The organism is Cytobacillus praedii (assembly GCF_001439605.1).
Classification (GTDB): domain Bacteria; phylum Bacillota; class Bacilli; order Bacillales; family Cytobacillaceae; genus Cytobacillus; species Cytobacillus praedii.
This window is the reverse complement of record NZ_LMBX01000012.1, coordinates 1-17,065: the sequence shown is the minus strand read 5'-3', so window position 1 is coordinate 17,065 and position 17,065 is coordinate 1. Positions and strand designations below refer to the sequence as shown.

The following is a 17,065-nucleotide window of genomic DNA, read 5'->3' as shown; positions in this document are numbered from 1 at the left end:
CAAAGAAATTTAATAATCATCCGACCGCAAAAAAATTTGCTTGCTGCATACCTTCGAAAACAATGTTATCATCGCATCATTTACAGAAAATACTAAATGATGTTCCTGAAAATGTTGCAGGTAGCAGACATCAACAAATTGTAATAAAGAATTTTTTAAATAATATTTATAGGAAGTGGAACTCAAGTTGCAGTATCTATAAATATTCAGCACATGAGACGATTACTGCTGAGCATATATGCAGTATTGACAATAATCGATGCGATTGAAACAGGTATTATTAAAGGATAAGAAATAAACTGCTTGAATTAGTTTTAATTTTAACTCTAGGGAGAGGACAATATGTTAAAAAGCTATTATCAATTATAAAAACCATTGTGAGCCATTGTAGACAAACAATAGAGGGATGAGATAATACAATAAAATCTTAGCAATTATAGGATTGACACCATATATTAGTTAATCTATTTCTTAATTGAGCGTCAAAATGGATAGAAAATTAAATGAAAAAAAGTAGAGAAAGCGTACTAAGAAAAGGGAACAAAGCACTCATTTTTGTGCAAACAAAGGATTCGAATTAAAAATGATGATAAGTGTAAAGCCGAAAACAAAAATAGATAGTAAATAAACCTGCAGAAAATTGTTCAGCAGGTTTATTTACTATCTATTTTTTTGAAGTGGAGAATAAAAAGATACAGATCAGTTAAAGTATAATCTAAAATTCTGGAAATTTTAGTAGAACTGTTCTCTTGGCTGGACTTTCTAATAACAATCATCAATTGGATTAAAAAGCACTGCTTATTTCAGTTTTAAAGCTTATTCATCATCTTTTCTGGATTTTTGTTTTCCATCATCCCATCATCTCCATGGCAGGCCATATACATGTCTTTAAGTTCTTCTTCGGAAAAAGTAGGATGCATCTTCTCCATATACGGCTTCACTTGCTTGAAGTTTAGGAGACCATCTTCAGTGCCTTGAGCTAATGTATAAGTTCCTGCTCCAAAAATAAATGCTGCACCTAACATACCAATAGCTATTTTTTTCATTTTTATCCTCTCCTTTCTGCTTTTAGGATACAAAGAATAAATGGAGATTCGATGCAGAAATAAGGAATAAGTTGTAATAACTTATGACCATTCCTGCTTAAATATTTAAAAGATGATAGGAGTAAATAACAAAATAGTAAATTCCATATATTATTATTGATCTAATAGTAATAGTGGACGTGAAATAAATACTGCTAGTCTTTATTTGTAATAAGTTTCATAATAACTAACTAAAAAAGATCCATCAATTATTTTATGATGGATCTGCATGCAGGACAGTTAATCTCATTCGATCGTTTAAATTTTATATTTTTAAGATCATTTCGAGTGAATGTAGAAAATGGGTTGTACTTTATTCCGCACTCTGAGTGATGTTTGTCTCTTACAGCATGTCTTACTTTCGTATTGTTACAAAAAAAAGTTGGATAAAATATCATTTTTCTCCCTCTTATTAAGAATTAGGCAAATTAATTAGAAAGAGATCAATATCAAATAGATAAACAAGAAAGATTCTTGGCAACCCGGCTACCATGACAATAAATGTTTTAGGCCCGTAGCTTTGCGTCTTTTACTTTCGTAAAATTTGCCCTTAATAAAGGTATCATATTTTTTCAAAAAAAGGTGTGATATGTCACATTTTTTAAGAATTTACATTTTGTGAAATGTAAAAGGGGTTTGAACCTAGGAATTTTTAAGTTTACTAGTGAGGTGAAAAAATTGTGCTTGGGATGGAGGAAGTAAGGGAGATACTCGAGCTGTTGCTTAAGCAGATGGTCACTAAACAAGACAGAAGAATGGCGATCATCAGTTTTGCCGGCCGGGTAAAAAATGTTTTTTTATCTAAAGATGAGAATACTTTGTGTGCAACAATGGCAATGGATTCGAAATGATGAGTTGAAGCCAGGGTGTATATGCATTTAGGAATGAAGGAGAAGCACACTTAATTATCTTGGCATTTGGAGTAACCGAAAGGGGGAACCAACGAGGGATGGAATTATTGCAATATTAACAGCGAAAAAAAACTTGCTACAGAATATGCAGGCCTTTTTAGCGAGTAAACATTTCTTTCCAACAACCATTCCCTTTTCAATAATTTTAGCCCAGGTACTTTTAGACTTAAGGGAGAGAACCCTATGAAAAAGAACAATTTTCATTTAAAAGGAAAAAATTAAAGTATCCTATCATGCAATAAGTTAATATGACTCAAACTATGCAATGAGGGGAGCTATATTAACAAAGTCATTTATGAATAACAACGCTAGTACCAATTGAAACCTTAGTTGATAATTCTAGGACATCATGATTAAACATCCTAATACAACCATGTGATACATTTTTACCGATTGAAGCTGGATTATTTGTTCCATGTATACCGTAGTGAGGTTTTGACAAACCCATCCATAGAACTCCAAATGGTCCGCCGGGATTACGTTGCTTATTGATTATCTTGTATATCCCAGAAGGTGTTGGTGATAATATTTTTCCAACTGCAATTGGGTAAGTTTTAATCAGCCTATTTCCATCAAAAAGTTTCAATTGATGTTTCGATGTAGATATGTCAATCCATCTAGCCATGAAGAACAACTCCATTTTTAAAAATATTGTATGAAGGAATTCAGGAATTTGTTAATTAAGGACATTAATTAGTTTTAAAACTAACTTCTTTATGAATAATAGAGGAATTAGATAAACAAAAATGATAGGACAGTTGTTTTTTGTAATAATGCTTGGATTTAAGAAGATCTAGAAAAAGTAAAAAGCAAAGAAATAAAAGGCAGGAGGAGTTAATTAGAAGAAAATTCAAGTAGAATTTCGCTTATTCTCGGTTTTTAAACATTGTGTAATAATACCTATATCATAATATTTTTTAAATACCATACCCTTATTACTTTAAAAAATTAAAAAATGAGTTATTATAAAGTTATTAGAGGTGATAAAAATGTCGAAAATAAAATTCGCAATTGTAGGCTGTGGAAGAATTTCTTTTAAGCATGTGGAAGCTTTAATAAATAACGAAGAAGATGCGATATTGGTAGCTGCATGTGATATCCTGGAAGAAAAAGCAATAGAAAGAAGAGATCAATATGAAAGGGCATTTCCAAATACGAATGTGAAGATTTACACAGACTATATGGAAATGCTAAAGAACGAAGACATTGATGTAGTTACGATCGCTACAGAAAGTGGTTACCATGCAAAACATGCTATAGACTGCATGAATTATGGAGCACACGTATTGATTGAAAAGCCAATGGCTCTATCTGTAGAAGATGCTGATCGAATGATCGCATTAGGAAGAGAAAAACATTTAAAAATTTGTGTATCTCACCAAAATAGATTCAATCCTCCAATTCAAAAACTAAGAAGAGCGATCGAAGAAGGCCGTTTCGGAAGAATTATGAATGGAACAGCTCGAATTCTTTGGACTCGAGATAACAATTATTACAAGCAGGCTCCATGGCGTGGAACTGCTGAACTAGATGGCGGAACACTTATGAACCAGTGCATACATAACATTGACCTTCTTCAATGGATGATGGGTTCTGAGGTAGAACGTATTCATGCTGAAAGAGAAACCTTCCTGCGAGATATCGAAATGGAGGACTTTGGTGCGATTTTAATCCGGTTTAAAAATGGATCAATCGGCATCATCGAAGGCAGTGCCGTTGTCTATCCGAAAAACCTCGAAGAAACATTAAGTATCTTCGGCGAAACCGGAACAGTAGTTATTGGTGGACTGGCTGTTAACGAAATTAAAACATGGCAGTTTGCAGATGAAAGAGACTATGACAAAGAACAAGAAGAAACAGAAATTGAAAATGTTTATGGGAAAGGTCATACTCCGCTTTATAAAGATTTCATTGATGCCATTAACAACGACACGGAGCCTTTAATCAATGGTGAAGAAGGCAAGAAATCAATGGAAATTATCTTGAAAGCGTATGATGTAAGTCCAAAATAATTAAAAATTTATCAGTTTCGGTTTGTTCTTTGTGTCAATTGTCAGTTGTTATATCATAACAGTGGTATTCTCAGACAATTAGGGGAGATCTAAAGCTAAGAAAACTACAAGGTTTACCGCAATTTAATTAATCATACGTTTGAATTGGATTGGAAGAGTTAAACGGATGGCGATTCTTCAATAATGAAGGATCGCTTTTTTATTAACCTAATGAGCGAGATAGCATTTCAATTGTTCTTAAAGACGGAGAGAAACTCCCAAACGTAATTTACCATTTTTTTATGAAGACAGAATTTATGTGTATGAGGCATCAAATTTATATGGAAAACAAGGAAAAGACTTAAGATATGCGTTCAATATAAATTAAAGAGATACAATCAATAAAAGGTATCAACAAATAATTTTATTTTTACTAGAGTCTTTAGCGAAAAAAAGACTGTCTTTTTGACGGTCCTTTTTCGGTGAGATGAATTCAAATACATTTTTGTAAAGTGCTTGCTACTTATTTATAGAGTTATTATTGCTGTCATCAAGGTTTTTGGAAGCTGTATTGTCATCGTCTTCAGCCCCCTCTACAATCTGGTTCCCAATAGCACCGCCTGACACACCGCCTATTACAGTACCAATTAGTCCAAATTGAGCACCTATCATAGCACCCGCAATGGCATCATTAAAAATTCCCGCTTTTTCACCATAGTCACCCGCATCTTGATTAGCATCACTTACAGTTTGGTTGTTGCTACTTTCCTCTCCTTTTTCATCAGAGTTATTGCGTTCGTTACTTTGATTCATCTTTTCACTTCCTTGTTTATTAATAGGGAATATGCTAATGATGAAAGCATACCATCCCAAACATATACTACCCAGCTAAAGAAGTTTTACTCCCGATATATTGGTTCAAGAAATAGTTGTCTTACCGCCAGCCAATTCTATGATTAATTTTAGAAGAGAGAATATGAAGTTTTTTACATAAAGTAACTGGCAGGTTAGTTAAATAAAAAATCAACCCATTTGGTAATATATGGATTAAAATAGTGTTGATAAGAATGATATTGAGAGGTGATTAAGTTTTAATGAACACAAAAAATAATTCTGGTGAAAGTAAGAAGTTGAATGGTTCTGAACAGGTAGCAGAATTTATGAATAATCTTATCCATCCATTAAAAGAAGAAATAGAAGAGGTTCGAAAAATCATTTTAAGTACTGATGATAAAATTACTGAACATATTAAATGGAATGCCCCTAGTTTCTGTTATGAAGGTGAGGACCGAATGACATTTAATCTTAATGGAAAAGGTTTTTTTCGACTCGTATTTCATTGTGGGGCTAAGGTAAAAGAAAGAAAGACCAATAAGCCTCTGATTATAGATCCTAGTGGTATATTAGAATGGAAAGCAGCTGACAGAGCTATAATCAAATTTACTGATAAAAATGATGTTAAAGTAAATGAAGAAAAACTTAAAGAAGTAATAACAAAATGGCTCAAAGTTATTTAAGATGAATGTGTGAATAATTTACTTCAACTAACAGGCTTAATTCTAATACAAGGATTAGCGCCTATTTCCAATTTAAGGATTTTATTATGGATTAATTTCAATTTTTAAGTGTCTAGCAATTGTGAATAAGAGTGATAAAATTTCAGTTTCACCCTTATCTATTATTAAGGTGGTTGCTTTTTAAATCAAAATGCACTAAAATAGATGAAATTAATCAGTGAGAAAGGAGGCAAAAAGTAATGGAAGCTGTTTTCAGAAGTATAGCAGAAGAAGTAAAGTCATTTTTACAATTAGGAGATTTACGTGCAAAGGGAGTAGTCTGTCCTTTTTTAAGTAAACTTCATATGGAAAACAGTTCCCGGAAACTTTTTGTCTTTTTATTTTAGGTTTATAGAAGACGATATTAATTTTTAGTGCATTCTGATTAAAACTAAAAAATTACTAGATGCCGGTTTACGCCGGCATCTTTTTTGTTCTAAAGGAGAAAAGCTTGAGATGAGTATGTATACAAGATCTCTTATTGGATAAGAGGCATGAAAAGTAGCTAGAAAGGGTGAGACTCATGCTTAAAAAACTTAGGCAATATAGAAACGTTTCAGTGTTCCAGGCGCTTCTGAATTGAAATTAAATAATTTAGAAGCGAGGAATCACTATATGGAAAATCAAAGAATAGTTAACAAATCATTTCTTTTCATTTTTATTAGCAACTTTTTAATCTTTATTGGCTTTGAAATGCTGCTTCCTATTTTACCGGCTTATATGATTAGCCTTAATGCGTCATCCATTCAAATAGGTTTAGTGACAACGTTATTCACAATAGGCGCAATATTAATTAGACCTTTTGTGGGATACTTTTTAATTGATAACAAACGGAAAGCTTTAGCGATCGGTGCAAGTGCATTGTTAATGTTAATTACATTTGTTTATCCTTTTCTTAACATTATTTGGCTGCTGCTATTGTTACGATTTTTTCATGGTGCAGCATGGGGCGTATCAACAACAGCTAATAGTACAATAGCAGTCGACTCGATTCCTAAAGCACGCTTGGGAGAAGGATTGGGGTATTTCTCTATTTCAACAACAGGCGGGGCGATCATAGCACAGAGTTTAGGTATCTTTATATATGGCTTTTATTCTTTTAACATGGTTATTTGGTCATCAGTTATACTCAGCCTATTAGCGTCCACTGCACTTCTTTTCGTAAATTCGCCTGTCCCGATAAAGAAAGAGAAAGAACCATTTGTTTTTTGGGATATGATTTTCGAAAAAAGCGCATGGTTCCCAGCGTTACTGACCGTGATAACAACACTCGGTTTCGGTGCGATTATTACGTTCTTAGTTGCTTTTGGAGAACAACAGAATTTGGATCATATTTTTCTGTTTTTCCTTATCAATGCGGCAGTCTCAACATTATTACGTCCGTATACAGGGAAATGGTATGATAGAAAAGGACCTTGGTCTATCATCATTGTGTCTGCCATTTTAGGGTTTTTATCTTTAGTAGTGTTGTCTTTTGCAACAACCGACTTGCATCTTGTTATCGCGGCGATTTTATTTGGAGCAGGTTATGGAACAGTTATGCCTTGTCTACACACAATGGCGGTTCAAAATGTAAGTGAAGAAAAAAGTGGCGCAGCTAATGCAACCTTTCTTTCTAGCTTCGACGTTGGTGTTGGAGTTAGCGCATTCATATTAGGAGTGTTAGCTGAATGGATTAGTTTAGAGATGATTTTTCGGATTGTAAGTTTAAGCTTTCTTGTTGTTGCTGTTTTAGTTTATAAAGATTATTTAAATAAAAGGCCCTGTTAAATTTGAATATTAATACTTGCAGAAAAACCAAAGGGAAACCAGATTGTTAAGGTTTCCCTTTACTTTTATGACAAATCTATTTAATTTCCACAACAAATATGTAGGAAATTGTTCCGTTAGTCCATTCTGCTAATGCTTCATAGATATATTTCCCTTTACTTGAAGGAAGGGTTATTTGATTATCATTTTGTTCTATTTCTATTTCTCTTCCTTTTTCATTCCATAAATAAACTTTGATATTTGGATTTCCTTCAATCATAATATCAACTTTTTGATTTGGATTTGTGCTAATTGATTCTATATGCTCTGCCATTTGGTACGGAGATGAGTGGTCTGTTTGTACAACTTCAGTTCCTAAACCTTTCTTTCTTTCCCATCTATAACCGCCTTTTTCAATCTGATATTCCGTACCATTAATAATGATTAGTCCGTTCAGAGATGGAGGGAACTCACTGTCTATGTCTTCGTTTTTTTTATCTGCATTATTTGAACAACCTATAACCGAAAATATTGATAACACAAATATCATTATAAAGAAATATTTTAATCTCAAAATATCACCCCTTTACGAATTTGACGATGAGTTTTTCCAAAAGTTTCAATTATTGTACTAATCAAAACGATTTAAAACTAAACAGGAAAATTTGAAGTACGTAAACTATCAAAAGTATCGGTCATTTCAAATACAAATAATGATAATAAAAATTCTTTAATATTGTGATTTGAACTTCCGTAACTACGGCTGTCAACAAACAAAAACCAAGCAAGGTAATTATCAAGATCTTTCGTAACCACACCTTAAAGTGGTCAATTCATTGCTTTAAACGAGAATGGAAACCATTTACATTTTGAATGTGATACAAGCCCTTGATAACGTGTTTGCCATCGTTAGATTTAATTCTGTAATATTCCATACCCTTTTCTTTTGCGTAGGTTTTATAGGCTCTCCAAGCGTCTGTTACAAGTACATTTTCCTTAGACAGCTTTGAGCAAATAAAGTATCGGCTTTGTTGAGGAAGGACGTAAAGAAAAGCTATAAAAGTTAATGAGAATGTATATGATGATTTTATCTCAATGACATACTCTACGAAGAAGTCGGAAATATTACGCAAACGGGAGCTTTACATTAATAATAATCTTCCACGCTCGGGTGCGATTATTTAGGAGCTCGTCTTTTGCGTAAAAATAGTATATTGTTTGTGTAAGATTGTACTAAACTATTGTGCAGGATCCATTTTGTCATTCAATAATTGGAGGTCAGAACGATGAAATTAAAAGGTTTCGGTGGAGTTTTTTTGCGATCAAAAGATGTTGATGCATTAAAAAATTGGTATAATGAAGCACTAGGCATGCCGGTGGAAGACTGGAATGGAACAATCATCAAACCAGATGCGGACAACGAAACGATCTTTTCTTTCTTTCATGAAGATAGTGATTATTTTCCGAAAGAACAATCTGTAATGTTAAATTTTCAAGTAGAAAACATTGAAGCCTGGATGGAGCATTTCAACAAAATGGGCATATCACTGCTAAAAGAACCGGAGAGCAGCGAGTATGGAACATTTATTTGGATTTCTGATCCAGAAGGGAGATGGATTGAAATTTGGGAGAAAAAATCAATTGAATAAACATTTATTTATTTTTTCCTGACAGGAGCGGCGAATTCACTTAATATCTTCTAATGATTCAAAATCCTTGAATTTACAAATCATACGCTAGAAAGTTTTGAGATAAGTTTTTCATCCATGTAAAATAAACTAAGCCTTTTCAAATGAGAATAATATGAGGAAAGCTTGGAGGAATCTGTAGGAACTATCTATAGATTTTAAATAAAAGTTTGATAGCAGCAAATAGGGAGTTTGGTTTTAAACAAACTCCCTTTAAAATAGATTAATATGAGGTTATATTAGTTTTGCTTCAGGAAGTCCTCAGTTGAAATGACATTCGCATACATGCCGCTAAGTGCGCCGACAAACGCATAATGGATTTGTTCCGCTGAGACAACCTTATCTTGGTAAGATAAGGCCCTTGTCGCACATGCATCATCAATGAGTGTAGTTTCAAAGCCTAAATCGACTGCAGCTCTAACGGTGGCATCAATACACATTTGTGTCATCATCCCTACAACCACGACCTTGGTTACACCATTTTCTCTTAATTTGTTTTCTAAATCAGTCTTTAAAAAGCTGTTAGGGAAATTTTTTACGATCCTATTTTCGTGTTCTAATGGCAGAACCGTTTCATGAAGCTCAGCTCCCTGTGTATCTGGAAGAAAGAAGCCTAACTCTGGACTGCTGGCGATATGCTGAACATGAAAAATATGATCTTTGTTATTTTGTCTAAACCAATGAAGAATTTTAGCCGCATTAGCAGCTGCTTTATCAGGATTGCTTAACTCCATTTTTCCGTTTGGAAAATAGTCGTTTTGAATATCGACAATGATTAAAGCTGTGCTCATTTTATCCACCTCATTCATAAAATTTTGTTACAATATAAGGATAAATAATATTGTTATTTCAATCGATGCTTTGATGAAACCCTTTTGTATTAAATCATTTCATGGTGAAAGGAATTTATGATGGAACTTGATAACATTGATTTTCAGATCCTTCGGTTACTATCCGAAAACTCCCGTATTCAATGGAAAGATCTCGGTCAACAAATTCATATGACAGGGCAGGCAGTAGGGAACCGTATAAAAAAACTAGAGGATAGCGGGATAATTAAAGCTTACACCTTATTAATTGATGAAATGAAGGTAGGATTGATTTTTACTGCGTTTGTTATTATTTATATGAAAACAGCAAACCATGATTCATTTATTCGTTTTGTTCAGGAACGAAATGAAGTACTTGAAGTTCACCGAGTATCGGGAGAAGGCTGCTACCATATAAAAATAAAAGTTAGATCGCAAGATCAGTTAAATCTTTTTCTTAATGAACTTCTCGAATATGGAAATTATAGTCTGCATTTATCCATAAAGGAAATTAAACAAGAGAATCCGTTAACAGCCACATGAAAAGTTAACGGTCTTGACTTTAAGAAATATCACAAAAGCAATTTTGTTGACCATATACCCTTGTACGTATAATATGAATATAAGTTAACGATTGAAAGAAGAGGTTTCGCCTCTTTTATTTTTAAATGCATTAATACCCTAATGGGTAATAATGATCATTAATTAGGGGGTTTTATGATGTCTGATGAGGAAAGACAAATCAAAGAGTGTTCCACGACTGGTTCTTGAGGAATCAGCCGGACAAAGGTTTCTGGAGATGGAAAAAAGGTTAAACAGCCGATTCCGATATGACCAGGAACTATTGTATGGCTCCTGGCAGGAGTCATTTACCTAATTTTCAAAGCTTTTAATTGAGTGAATATTTCCTAAAGAGGAGGAGCATTAATTATGAACCAAATTACAGTTTACACAACAAATACATGTCCATATTGTGTAATGATGAAGAATTTCTTAAAGGATCAAGGACTTCCATTCAAGGAAGTGAATGTACAAATGGATCAGATTGCCGCTGACCGCTTAGTTGCAGCTACTGGTCAGCTGGGCGTACCGCAAACGGAAATTAACGGCCAATGGGTATTAGGCTTTGATCCGGAAAAGGTTATGAGTTTAGTTAAGTAGAAACGTAAGAACCGGAATTATCTAAGGATAAAGATGCAAGAGTCATCCGTCAAAGCGCCATGAGTGCTTGGAAGTAAAAAAATACAGGTTCCATGAAGGGGGAAGACGGGAATAGAGGTTATCCAAATCGGTTCTTTTACTATTATGATGAAATGGGTTATATTGGGTATTTCCATTGGGATTGGGTTTGTTTTTCTGAAACTATGGCTGCTGCGTTCACCAAAAAAAGAATTAGGAAAACAATTGTTTGAATTGGCAGTAAACAGTGTTTTTTGGGGCTTTCTGATTTGGAAAGGCAGTCTGCTGCTGCTGGAGCCGAAATTAATTGTTGAAAGTCCAATGTCGTTACTATATTTTACTGGAGGAACGAGAGGATTCATTTTAGGAATTCTCGGTGCGTTCATTTATTTCGTGTTGAAAGCCAGAAAGTTGAAAATAACAAACGTTATGATTCTGAAGTCAATAGTTGTTTTTGCCTTTGCTGTTATAAGTGGGTCTTTTTTATTGAATCTCTTTTTTAATGAGGATAAACCGAAAGTAAATACAGCCGATACAGTAGAAGTTGGACTTCAAGAAGGAAATAAAGCACCTGATTTTCAATTAAAAACATTAAACGATACGGATGTAAAACTTTCTGATTTGCAAGGCAAAAAGGTTTTTTTGAATTTCTGGGCAACCTGGTGTCCCCCATGTAAGGCAGAAATCCCGCATATGCAAGATTTTTATGAATCAAGGAACAAAACAGAAGTGGAAATACTTGCCGTCAATTTAACGACATCAGAGAAAAATCCGGGCAAAATAAGGGACTTTGTAACTGAGAGAAGTGTAACTTTTCCTGTTTTACTTGACCAAGAGGGGGAGATTGGCGACCAATATCGTGCCTTGACCATTCCAACAAGTTATCTGATTGATTCTAATGGGATTGTTCGTAAGAAAATAGTCGGGCCTATGGATAAAGAGATGATGGAACAGTTAATAGAAAGTGTTGATTGAGTAAAGTAGGAAGCAAGAGCTTTAAAAGAGTTACTAACATTCAAAAAAGACAATGGAGGGACAAAAATGGTCAAAGTAACACATGCTGCAATTGCAGCCATTACCAATGAAGTTCAAGATGTCATCGATGAAGGCAAAAAGCCGCTGATTCGGTTTTCCATGGGCATTGGCTGAGGGGGCCCTCAGCTTCGCCTGACTCTGGAAGAGTCGGCTTTAGAAAATGATGAAATCACTGAGCAGGATGGGATCGGCTTTTTAGTAAATGAAAGAGATCAGGTTTATTTTGATAATGTGAAGATTGATTATGCAAAGTCATTATTCGGGGGCGGGCAGTTTACCGTGCTTCGGATTTAAAAGAAGGACTATTTTAGTACAGGTTATCAATCAATTTGCTGGTGCAAAACTGGAAAATCGGGAATTAGAAGCTTTTTTCAAGTAGTATGTATAAAATCAAGAATTTACTTCAAAAGAGGAGTAACAAATGAAAGCTGCCTGGGGGAACTATCTCAGGCAGCTTTTAATATGAAATAGTAGGGAATCTATGAATCTTAAAAACATTTTAAGGAAAAGACAGCTTTTCCTTAATATCAGCATAAAGTTCTGAATATGTCGGGCGCCATTCTGCTGCATGGATGACGCTCTTTCTTTTTGTGGAGGGCTAGAATGTGGAGTAAGATAAGCAGCATAAAAGCAGGATGTTTATTAATAAAGTAGAAATTTATACAGAGGCAGATTTTGAATTTTGGAAATCTTAAGTAATCAAGGAGGAGAGGACTTTGAAACGAAGGGATTTGCTTTTAAACGTTCTAGATTCAACTTTTGATAAAGAAAGCTGGTATGCACCATTTAAACAGGCGATAGAAGGACTTACAGCTAAACAGGCTAGCTGGAAACCATCTGGAGAGGCATCTAAAACCATTTGGGAGAATGTGAATCATCTCATTTATTACAAAGAGAGACTTGCGGCCAATTTAGAAGGACGTGAATGGGCACTTGATCTCGACGGTGATGAAACCTTCAATCTCACTAATCAATCTACTGACGATAAGGAATGGAATAAAGTCGTTGAACGTGTCGAAAATGCTCAACTCCAATTAAGACAAGTGATGAGTACAATTTCCGATGAACAACTTGACCAAAATTTACTTGAGGGGAAATTCCTGGATATTATGCTTCATGATGCTTATCATACTGGACAAATTATTCAATTAAGAAAAATGCAAGGGTCTTGGCCATCCATTCGCTGACTAGAAGAATTATATTGTAGTAGTGAATAAAATGTATAATAGGAGCTTCATGATTATTCAATTACATGGTGCCATTCTGCAGCAGGAATGATGCTCTTTCTTTATGTAAAAGGGCAGGATTTTGGAATAATGTAGAGAGTGTGAAGAAAAAGTAATAATAGTAACGAAGCAGGTAATACTAAGGAAGAAATCAAACTCAGAATGAGCCAACTTAATATAAGGAGATAAGATGGATAAAAATATTTATGAAAAACAGCACGTAAAAAAGTTAATCGCTTTTTGTTATGTCACACTTGCATCTCTTTTTTTATTAATATTTTTATTCATTAGCATCTTTATTTTATTCTTTCCGATAACGGGTATTTTAGATTTCCCATATATGCCATCAAGAGTTGCTATTACATCATTTATCCTTACTTTTATATGTTCAGTTTTAGCTATTAGAAAGTTATTTGGAAAGGTATTGTTAGTATTAAATATATGTCTAATGCTATTTATGATTATTTATGGACCATAAAATAAATAAAGCTATTCAAGGAAATGGCCGGATTGTTGGATAAAGATCCAGTATTTATAGAAGTTATTGATGTCTTACTATCATGAGTCCAGAGGGTTATTTATATCGTCTACAAAGATACGACCCCGATATATATTTTCAACAATTGTTATTGTTTCTAATTGTCATAGTTTATATAACAATGATCTACATTAACTAAATTCTGCTTAATCTAGATCGAATATTATGAATCCTAAACCCAAGGGGAGAAGGAGTGTGAGAAAAGCTTTCTTTTAATAGAGTGAAGAAAGTTTTAAAAGAGTGGAACAAAATAATCCACTCTTCATCCATTTCTAGTGTGCAATTTTGTAATTGAAACTTCATTTGGAATGGCAGATGAAATTCGAAGTCTCTAGATTAGACTTTTCGAGCAGCCTTTATGTTTTATTATTGCTTTGCAATTCTTCCCATTATTTTAGAGAAGGCGGGATAATAATATCATCCCACCATTTATTTAAATAGAACGACGGCGACGACGGCGGCGTCGACGTGGACGTATTCTATCGTCTTCTACATCAATATCTACATTTATATCTAAATCTTGATCTTGATCATTTTCCTGATCTTGTTCAGATCTCACTCGAGCGTTACTGCGGCTGTTGAGACTGATATCAACGTTAGAATTACCTGATCTAGTAATATTAGCACGTGCAACGTTAGTATTTTTATCGGTATTTCTTACATCTGCATCTGCATCTGCCTCAGTTCTATTTCTTACTTCAGATTCAAAATCAGTATCAATATCCACATTAACATTTGCATTTTCATTATTTCTTCTTCTTGACAAATTTATCTACTCCTTCGTTTTTAATAAAATACTTTGCATTTGAACATACATACTAGAATTATCGGAAACTTTGAAAGTTGTGTAGAAAATGAATTATTCGTAATTTCGTGTTCAACTTTTGATGATCTCTGTGTTTCAACGAATATTATTTTTTACATCTCAGTACCCATATTTACTTTGATCGATTCATTCCTTATCCTGTTTTCTTGCGTTTTAATAAGTCTCCCCTTTCTTATTTACGTTGCGACTTAATTCTCTTTATATTTGTCTCAGTAATACTGTATTCCTTTTGTATGAATGATGTATAGACTAATCCCATAGATTTGTATTTTTCGCCTTTTTTTTAAAAGGATAGTAAGTTGAATTTTTGAATGATCTAATCGCCTATTGGAGACTTGAAAAATATGCAAAGAAGGAGGCTTCGTTGAAAAGTTAACGGTCTTTTTGTAAAACTTAACCCGTTATTTTTTTATTAAAAAAAGAGCTGCACATAACCCTCAAATACGGTGAGGATGCAAAAAAACTTATTCAACTGTGAAAGTCTTGATAGATCAAGGATTGAAAAAACTTGAAATTTGTTATTGTGTATCCAAATTATAATTGGCTGCTTTTTAATCAGATTGATAATCGTCTAATTGGGGAAGTCGGGTAATATTGTGGGGGACATTCTAGGACTTGGATTTATTTTTAAGAGCCGTTAGATTTCTTCTATTTTATAAAAATATGATAACCATTCATTTCAATTCCATTCAACTGGGAGTGCTGATTCATTTGGCTATTTGGATAAAAGAACATAGTCATTGAACAATCTTGATTACTTATATTCAATAATCGGGCCAGATTGTTGAATAACAAGCTTTTAAGAAATGTTGCCAAATGACTCTTTGGGAACATCCTGAGTATAGGATTTTAATTAAGCCAGAAAGTTATTCAAAGGAGTATGTATGTTTTTATCGAATATTAATTACTGAAAGGAGAATTTTATGCAAAATATTTTAGATAGAATTTTAACAACCCTACAATCTGAACGCTTAAAAAATTATTGGGATGGTTTTAACACAGTTGCCTTTGCAATTTTTGATGACAAAGATGTCTTATTATTTAATCACCCTAAATGCAAAGGTGAGCAGTATACAAAATTAGTTAAAACAGAAGAATTTCATGCTTGTACTTGTATACTATTTGAAGAAGTGCCAACAGGTATTGTAGACACTACACTTTATAATTCGTTTGAAGATATTTACTCTTTGCTTGTACATGAATCATTTCATGTGTTTCAACACTTATCTGGAGAAAGCCGTTATCCAGATGAAATATTAGGCTTCAACTACCCGATTGATTTTAAAAATATTCAATTACGTATTTTAGAAAGAAAAAGACTTTTTGAAGCTTTTGTAACAACAGACTTAAAAGAAAAACAGCAAAAAATAAACGAATTTATCACACTAAGAGATAAAAGAACAGAGCTATTTCCTGATTATGTAGAATATGAAAATTCAGTTGAAACGATTGAAGGACCTGCATATTATGTTGAATATCAGGCGTTAAAAGATGTTAGTTCTAATAAAGAAAATGTGATAAGCAAATATGCAGAACAATTACTAGATAACAGCTTATCACACATAAATATTCGAAGTAGTTGCTATAACTCAGGTTTATTTATTTGTCTATTATTAGATGACATTTTAAAGGATTGGAAAGTAGAGTTTACAAAATCAAAGTTAAACTTGTATCAACTTTTCAAAAACGCTTTCCCTAACTACACACCTATTGAAATAAGTATTCCTAATAACTCAAAGGAAGTTTTCCAAATAATAAACAATGCTAAAACAACTAAATTAATAGCATTCGAGAACTTTAATAAAACCAAGGGCATAAAACTAACTATTTCAGGTGCCATAAAATTAGTTGGCTTCGACCCAATGAACATTACCCAATTAAATACACAAGCATTACATCACAATTTTTTAAGTATGAAATTAATGAATAAAGAATATTTTATTGAACAACCTGTTTGCACTATGTTTGAAAATAATTTCAGAGATATTCAGTTAATAGAGCTATTTTTAAATAAACCACCTATACATATGGATAATCAACTTACAATTGAAAATATTGGAGAATTTAAAGGTAGTATTATTTCTAAAGAATCTAATGCAATTCATATAGTTGTTTAATTTTATTGAAATTTAATTTTGTATAGATCATGTATGAAAAATTAAAATAACGTTCCCAAATGTAAGTTTGGGCGCACATTAATAAGTTACGAATATTGTGATATCTACGTTTTGTGGCTTTTCCTATGAATATTATTTATACAGCTTTTTATGCACGTTAGTAGAAACCGATTAACAGTAATGGTTTAGTGGCATTTTGATACTGAATAGAATCATGCATGTTCTTGGCGTTGGATACCTGTATTTTTTAATCGTTCCTTTATTCCACAATCGGGCGCTTCGTATTATAAGGTCAACTAGTAGTGATTACTGGTTGGCCTATTTTATATGGGTTATGCTTTATGGTAGTCGGGGT

At 33.4% G+C, this 17,065-nt stretch carries 17 protein-coding genes, 1 pseudogene and 1 riboswitch; of the genes and pseudogenes, 11 read left to right on the top strand and 7 right to left on the bottom strand.

Annotated elements, in window-relative coordinates:
- Positions 1-809 precede the first annotated feature (809 nt).
- The gene (locus ASU02_RS13765) at positions 810-1,046 is read right to left on the bottom strand and encodes a hypothetical protein (RefSeq protein WP_057764536.1); all 237 of its coding nucleotides are present in this window, start codon (positions 1,044-1,046) and stop codon (positions 810-812) included.
- Between the two features lie 512 nt (positions 1,047-1,558).
- Positions 1,559-1,644, bottom strand: a riboswitch (cyclic di-GMP riboswitch).
- Positions 1,645-1,765: 121 nt separating this feature from the next.
- Here ASU02_RS13765 and ASU02_RS26420 point away from each other — a divergent pair.
- Complete coding sequence (locus tag ASU02_RS26420; protein WP_157684513.1) at positions 1,766-1,936, top strand: hypothetical protein; 171 nt, start codon at positions 1,766-1,768, stop codon at positions 1,934-1,936.
- 349 nt (positions 1,937-2,285) lie between these two features.
- On the opposite strand, the gene ASU02_RS13760 is transcribed toward ASU02_RS26420, so the two are convergent.
- Complete coding sequence (locus tag ASU02_RS13760; RefSeq protein WP_057764534.1) at positions 2,286-2,621, bottom strand: L,D-transpeptidase; 336 nt, start codon at positions 2,619-2,621, stop codon at positions 2,286-2,288.
- 364 nt (positions 2,622-2,985) lie between these two features.
- On the opposite strand from ASU02_RS13760, the gene ASU02_RS13755 reads away from it, so the two are divergent.
- The gene (locus ASU02_RS13755; RefSeq protein WP_057764532.1) at positions 2,986-4,008 is read left to right on the top strand and encodes a Gfo/Idh/MocA family protein; all 1,023 of its coding nucleotides are present in this window, start codon (positions 2,986-2,988) and stop codon (positions 4,006-4,008) included.
- Between the two features lie 498 nt (positions 4,009-4,506).
- Here ASU02_RS13755 and ASU02_RS13750 read toward each other — a convergent pair whose 3' ends face one another.
- Positions 4,507-4,800, bottom strand: a complete 294-nt coding sequence (locus ASU02_RS13750; RefSeq protein WP_057764530.1) for a hypothetical protein — start codon at positions 4,798-4,800, stop codon at positions 4,507-4,509.
- Between the two features lie 281 nt (positions 4,801-5,081).
- On the opposite strand from ASU02_RS13750, the gene ASU02_RS13745 reads away from it, so the two are divergent.
- The 3 genes from ASU02_RS13745 (at position 5,082) to ASU02_RS13740 (ending at position 7,313) form a co-directional block, all read left to right on the top strand.
- Positions 5,082-5,504, top strand: a complete 423-nt coding sequence (locus ASU02_RS13745) for a DUF1801 domain-containing protein (protein ID WP_057764528.1) — start codon at positions 5,082-5,084, stop codon at positions 5,502-5,504.
- A gap of 239 nt (positions 5,505-5,743) precedes the next feature.
- The gene (locus ASU02_RS26685; RefSeq protein ID WP_165571604.1) at positions 5,744-5,890 is read left to right on the top strand and encodes a hypothetical protein; all 147 of its coding nucleotides are present in this window, start codon (positions 5,744-5,746) and stop codon (positions 5,888-5,890) included.
- Between the two features lie 268 nt (positions 5,891-6,158).
- Complete coding sequence (locus ASU02_RS13740) at positions 6,159-7,313, top strand: MFS transporter (protein ID WP_057764526.1); 1,155 nt, start codon at positions 6,159-6,161, stop codon at positions 7,311-7,313.
- A gap of 76 nt (positions 7,314-7,389) precedes the next feature.
- Here ASU02_RS13740 and ASU02_RS13735 read toward each other — a convergent pair whose 3' ends face one another.
- Positions 7,390-7,866: a hypothetical protein gene (locus ASU02_RS13735; RefSeq protein WP_232426253.1), complete on the bottom strand. Its 477-nt coding sequence runs from the start codon at positions 7,864-7,866 to the stop codon at positions 7,390-7,392.
- Between the two features lie 77 nt (positions 7,867-7,943).
- A pseudogene (locus tag ASU02_RS25890) lies at positions 7,944-8,308 on the bottom strand (IS1595 family transposase); the annotation flags it as partial.
- Positions 8,309-8,578: 270 nt separating this feature from the next.
- Between ASU02_RS25890 and ASU02_RS13730 the strand changes: the two are divergent.
- Positions 8,579-8,941 carry a VOC family protein gene (locus tag ASU02_RS13730; protein ID WP_057764524.1) on the top strand — a complete coding sequence of 121 codons (363 nt, stop codon included), beginning with the start codon at positions 8,579-8,581 and terminating at the stop codon, positions 8,939-8,941.
- 278 nt (positions 8,942-9,219) lie between these two features.
- Here the strand turns inward: ASU02_RS13730 and ASU02_RS13725 are convergent, their stop codons facing one another.
- Entirely contained in the window at positions 9,220-9,771 is a 552-nt protein-coding gene (locus ASU02_RS13725; protein ID WP_057764522.1) for a cysteine hydrolase family protein, read from the bottom strand.
- A 120-nt stretch (positions 9,772-9,891) separates the two neighbouring features.
- Here ASU02_RS13725 and ASU02_RS13720 point away from each other — a divergent pair, with 120 nt between their 5' ends.
- The 4 genes from ASU02_RS13720 (at position 9,892) to ASU02_RS13705 (ending at position 13,190) form a co-directional block, all read left to right on the top strand.
- On the top strand, positions 9,892-10,332 hold the full coding sequence (locus tag ASU02_RS13720) for an Lrp/AsnC family transcriptional regulator (protein ID WP_057764744.1): 441 nt from the start codon (positions 9,892-9,894) through the stop codon (positions 10,330-10,332).
- Positions 10,333-10,719: 387 nt separating this feature from the next.
- Positions 10,720-10,950, top strand: a complete 231-nt coding sequence (locus ASU02_RS13715; RefSeq protein ID WP_057764520.1) for a glutaredoxin family protein — start codon at positions 10,720-10,722, stop codon at positions 10,948-10,950.
- A gap of 162 nt (positions 10,951-11,112) precedes the next feature.
- Positions 11,113-11,943 (top strand): redoxin domain-containing protein, encoded by an 831-nt coding sequence (locus ASU02_RS13710; protein WP_232426252.1) that lies wholly within the window; start codon positions 11,113-11,115, stop codon positions 11,941-11,943.
- Between the two features lie 776 nt (positions 11,944-12,719).
- Positions 12,720-13,190: a DinB family protein gene (locus ASU02_RS13705; protein ID WP_057764516.1), complete on the top strand. Its 471-nt coding sequence runs from the start codon at positions 12,720-12,722 to the stop codon at positions 13,188-13,190.
- A gap of 1,010 nt (positions 13,191-14,200) precedes the next feature.
- Here the strand turns inward: ASU02_RS13705 and ASU02_RS13695 are convergent.
- On the bottom strand, positions 14,201-14,533 hold the full coding sequence (locus ASU02_RS13695) for a hypothetical protein (protein ID WP_057764512.1): 333 nt from the start codon (positions 14,531-14,533) through the stop codon (positions 14,201-14,203).
- 983 nt (positions 14,534-15,516) lie between these two features.
- Between ASU02_RS13695 and ASU02_RS13690 the strand changes: the two genes are divergently transcribed.
- Entirely contained in the window at positions 15,517-16,710 is a 1,194-nt protein-coding gene (locus ASU02_RS13690) for a hypothetical protein (RefSeq protein ID WP_057764510.1), read from the top strand.
- The last annotated feature ends 355 nt before the right edge of the window (positions 16,711-17,065 follow it).

What these genes read in the sequence shown, in the direction of transcription:
- ASU02_RS13765 (WP_057764536.1), bottom strand. Translation starts at nt 1,046, where the DNA reads ATGAAAAAAATAGCTATTGGTATGTTAGGTGCAGCATTTATTTTTGGA.
- ASU02_RS13760 (WP_057764534.1), bottom strand. Translation starts at nt 2,621, where the DNA reads ATGGCTAGATGGATTGACATATCTACATCGAAACATCAATTGAAACTT.
- ASU02_RS13755 (WP_057764532.1), top strand. Translation starts at nt 2,986, where the DNA reads ATGTCGAAAATAAAATTCGCAATTGTAGGCTGTGGAAGAATTTCTTTT.
- ASU02_RS13750 (WP_057764530.1), bottom strand. Translation starts at nt 4,800, where the DNA reads ATGAATCAAAGTAACGAACGCAATAACTCTGATGAAAAAGGAGAGGAA.
- ASU02_RS13745 (WP_057764528.1), top strand. Translation starts at nt 5,082, where the DNA reads ATGAACACAAAAAATAATTCTGGTGAAAGTAAGAAGTTGAATGGTTCT.
- ASU02_RS26685 (WP_165571604.1), top strand. Translation starts at nt 5,744, where the DNA reads ATGGAAGCTGTTTTCAGAAGTATAGCAGAAGAAGTAAAGTCATTTTTA.
- ASU02_RS13740 (WP_057764526.1), top strand. Translation starts at nt 6,159, where the DNA reads ATGGAAAATCAAAGAATAGTTAACAAATCATTTCTTTTCATTTTTATT.
- ASU02_RS13730 (WP_057764524.1), top strand. Translation starts at nt 8,579, where the DNA reads ATGAAATTAAAAGGTTTCGGTGGAGTTTTTTTGCGATCAAAAGATGTT.
- ASU02_RS13725 (WP_057764522.1), bottom strand. Translation starts at nt 9,771, where the DNA reads ATGAGCACAGCTTTAATCATTGTCGATATTCAAAACGACTATTTTCCA.
- ASU02_RS13720 (WP_057764744.1), top strand. Translation starts at nt 9,892, where the DNA reads ATGGAACTTGATAACATTGATTTTCAGATCCTTCGGTTACTATCCGAA.
- ASU02_RS13715 (WP_057764520.1), top strand. Translation starts at nt 10,720, where the DNA reads ATGAACCAAATTACAGTTTACACAACAAATACATGTCCATATTGTGTA.
- ASU02_RS13690 (WP_057764510.1), top strand. Translation starts at nt 15,517, where the DNA reads ATGCAAAATATTTTAGATAGAATTTTAACAACCCTACAATCTGAACGC.